3 protein-coding genes are annotated in these 3,210 nt (G+C 39.0%); all 3 read left to right on the forward strand.

What is annotated here, in order from left to right; translation table 11 throughout:
- The first annotated feature begins 64 nt into the window (after nucleotides 1-64).
- The 3 genes from hldE (at nucleotide 65) to ACJHV0_RS06090 (ending at nucleotide 3,065) form a co-directional block, all read left to right on the forward strand.
- On the forward strand, nucleotides 65-1,492 hold the full coding sequence (gene hldE / locus ACJHV0_RS06080) for a bifunctional D-glycero-beta-D-manno-heptose-7-phosphate kinase/D-glycero-beta-D-manno-heptose 1-phosphate adenylyltransferase HldE (protein ID WP_483133670.1): 1,428 nt from the start codon (nucleotides 65-67) through the stop codon (nucleotides 1,490-1,492).
- Nucleotides 1,493-1,496: 4 nt separating this feature from the next.
- Nucleotides 1,497-2,045: a bifunctional pyr operon transcriptional regulator/uracil phosphoribosyltransferase PyrR gene (pyrR, locus tag ACJHV0_RS06085; RefSeq protein WP_025236249.1), complete on the forward strand. Its 549-nt coding sequence runs from the start codon at nucleotides 1,497-1,499 to the stop codon at nucleotides 2,043-2,045.
- 75 nt (nucleotides 2,046-2,120) lie between these two features.
- The gene (locus tag ACJHV0_RS06090) at nucleotides 2,121-3,065 is read left to right on the forward strand and encodes a peptidylprolyl isomerase (RefSeq protein WP_483133671.1); all 945 of its coding nucleotides are present in this window, start codon (nucleotides 2,121-2,123) and stop codon (nucleotides 3,063-3,065) included.
- Nucleotides 3,066-3,210: the final 145 nt, after the last annotated feature.

Genomic DNA, 3,210 nt, shown 5'->3' on the forward strand with positions numbered 1-3,210 from the left:
GCACGAAGTAAATTTCTGTCCCTCTCCCACAAGGGGCGAGGGTGAAATATCAAAGGATTTCTATATGATGATGCAATACTCTCCAAAATTTAATAATGCTAAAGTTCTAGTACTAGGTGATGTAATGTTAGACCGTTACTGGTTTGGTGCGACAAACCGTATTTCGCCGGAAGCACCTGTGCCAGTCGTTAAGGTGCAAGATATTGAAGAGCGTGCAGGTGGTGCTGCAAACGTAGCAATGAATATTGCGAGCCTTGGTGTGCCAGTTGCCCTTCACGGTTTAATTGGTCAAGATGATGCTGGGCGTGCTTTAGATACGTTACTTAATTCACATAATATCCAAAATCATTGTGTCGCAATTGATTCACACCCAACTATTACGAAATTGCGGATTTTATCTCGTCATCAGCAATTATTACGCTTAGATTTTGAGGAAGGTTTTCAAAATGTTGATTCAACTGCCCTACTTGCAAAACTTTCGCAAGAAATTACCGCTTACGGAGCGTTAATCTTATCGGATTACGGTAAAGGCACGCTTGAATCAGTGCAACAGATGATCCAAATTGCACGCAAGGCAAATGTACCTGTGTTGATTGACCCTAAAGGCACGGATTTTGAGCGTTATCGTGGAGCAACTTTACTCACGCCAAATATGTCTGAATTTGAAGCCGTTGCTGGGCATTGTAAAGATGATGATGAAATCGTGGCTAAAGGCTTGAAAATGATTGCTGATTTTGAGCTTTCTGCCTTGCTAGTTACTCGCTCAGAAAAAGGAATGACATTACTTCGTCCAAATCAAGAGCCTTATCACTTACCAACTCAAGCAAAAGAAGTTTATGATGTAACTGGTGCGGGAGATACCGTAATTAGCGTATTAGCTACAGCGATTGCTGATGGTAGAGCTTACGAAGAAGCTTGTTATTTAGCCAATGCAGCAGCTGGTGTTGTGGTTGGCAAACTTGGCACATCAACCGTTAGTCCTGTTGAATTAGAAAATGCCATTCATCAACGAGCCACGACAGGCTTTGGTGTAGTCTCCGAAGAAGAGCTAAAAGCTATTGTGTTAGAGGCAAAAAAACGTGGTGAGAAAATTGTAATGACAAACGGTTGTTTTGATATTCTCCACCCGGGGCACGTTTCTTATTTAGAAAATGCACGTAAATTAGGCGACCGCTTAATTGTGGCAGTGAATACCGATAATTCAGTTAAACGCTTGAAAGGCGAAGCTCGCCCAATTAATGATTTAGATGCCCGTATGGCTGTATTAGCCGGCTTAGCGTCTGTGGATTGGGTAGTGCCTTTTGATGAAGATACACCGCAACGTTTAATTGGTGAAATCTTGCCTGATTTATTAGTAAAAGGTGGCGATTATAAACCTGAAGAAATCGCAGGTAGCCAAGAAGTATGGGCAAACGGTGGAGATGTTCGAGTACTAAACTTTGAAAACGGTTGTTCTACAACGAATGTGATTAAGAAAATTCAATCATTATAGTGCTATGGAAAAAATCATTATTGATACAGAGCAATTTCAGCGGATTATTTCTCGTATTTCCCATCAAATTATTGAAAAGCACGGGGATTTACAAGATGTCGTGATTGTTGGTATTAAACGCCGTGGGGCTGAAATTGCAGAACTTATTCAAAAGCGAATTGAAGAGTTAGCACAAATCCAATTGCCGAATATGGCGTTGGATATTACGTTCTATCGTGATGATTTAGATTTAATCTATCAAGATCCTGTATTTACCGGAGCAGAAAATCAACTCAATCTTAACAATAAAAAAGTGATTTTGGTTGATGATGTACTGTTTACGGGTAGAACTATTCGTGCTGCCTTAGATGCATTGCTTGATTTTGGCAGAGCTGCAAGAATTGAATTGGTTATTTTAGTAGATCGTGGTCATCGAGAATTGCCAATTCGAGCTGATTATGTAGGAAAAAATATCCCTACTGCAAAAAATGAGCAAATTCAGGTAAAAACCTTCTCTTATGATGGCATCAATCAAGTGGTCTTAGTTCCTGCAACGGATAAAGAAAGTACTTAATTTAAGTGAACCTTTTCGATAAACTTGTCTCTAAGGAAAAGATTACTTATTATCTCCATTAGGATTGTTATAAAAATGAAATTAGTAAAATCATTGTTTGCTGTTGCGATTGCAACAATAAGTCTTACCCAAACTGCTCACGCTTTTGAAGAACGTGTAGTTGCGTTAGTAAATGATACCCCTGTAATGCAAAGCCAAGTTCAGCGTATACTTGGCAAGAAAAAAGTAACAGAAGCCTCTCATCGTGCAGCCGTCGATCAAGTCATTGACGATATGCTTGTACAACAAGCAATGAAAGAGGCTAATGTAAAAATCAGCCCGGCAGCAGTAAATCAAGCGGTTGAAAATGTGGCTATCCAGAATGGTATTACCTACGGTCAATTATTAGATGCGTTAGATTATCAAGGTATTACTTTAGAACAATTTAAACGCAATATTGCTCAACAAATGGCAATGGAGCAGGTTCGCCATATCAGCATTGGAAAAACCATTCAAGTTGCTCCTCAACAAGTTCAAGCATTAGCAAACGAATTAATGGCGAAAGATAAAGCAGCGGGTAAATTAAAAACGGTAGTTGGCAAAGAACATCGTGTGAGCCATATTTTGTTAAAAACAAACCCAATTTTAAACGATGCTCAAGCCAAAGCGAAATTAAATAGCTTAATTGCCGATATTAACTCTGGCAAAACAACTTTTGAAGAAGCAGCAAAAGCGAATTCTATGGATTACGCATCAGGTGCAGACGGTGGTGATTTAGGCTTTAACTTCTTAGAGATCTACGATCCTGCCTTTGCAAAAGTAGCCTCTAAGATGAAAACAAATCAAATTTCTGCACCATTTAAATCACAATTCGGTTGGCATATTCTAAAAGTAACCGATATTCGTGATGGCGACAGAACTGAAGATGCTTACCATCAACGAGCTTATCAGCAACTTGTTAATAAACAAGCAGAAGAAGCCTCGAAAGATTGGATTAAGGCATTAAGAAAAACCGCAAATATCCAATACGTTGGTCAATAATTAAAAAATAACAAGAACCTCGCCTAGCGGGGTTCTTTTCTTATTTCAAAAGGGATAATAATGAGTTCACAAAATTCAAAAAAACATTTAGGTCATACCGCTCGTAAACGTTTCGGGCAAAACTTTTTACACGATATGAATGTCA

Source organism: Mannheimia sp. (assembly GCF_056854775.1).

Excerpts from the sequence above, each read along its gene's own strand:
- ACJHV0_RS06090 (WP_483133671.1), top strand. The coding sequence starts at position 2,121 with ATGAAATTAGTAAAATCATTGTTTGCTGTTGCGATTGCAACAATAAGT.
- hldE (WP_483133670.1), top strand. The coding sequence starts at position 65 with ATGATGATGCAATACTCTCCAAAATTTAATAATGCTAAAGTTCTAGTA.
- pyrR (WP_025236249.1), top strand. The coding sequence starts at position 1,497 with ATGGAAAAAATCATTATTGATACAGAGCAATTTCAGCGGATTATTTCT.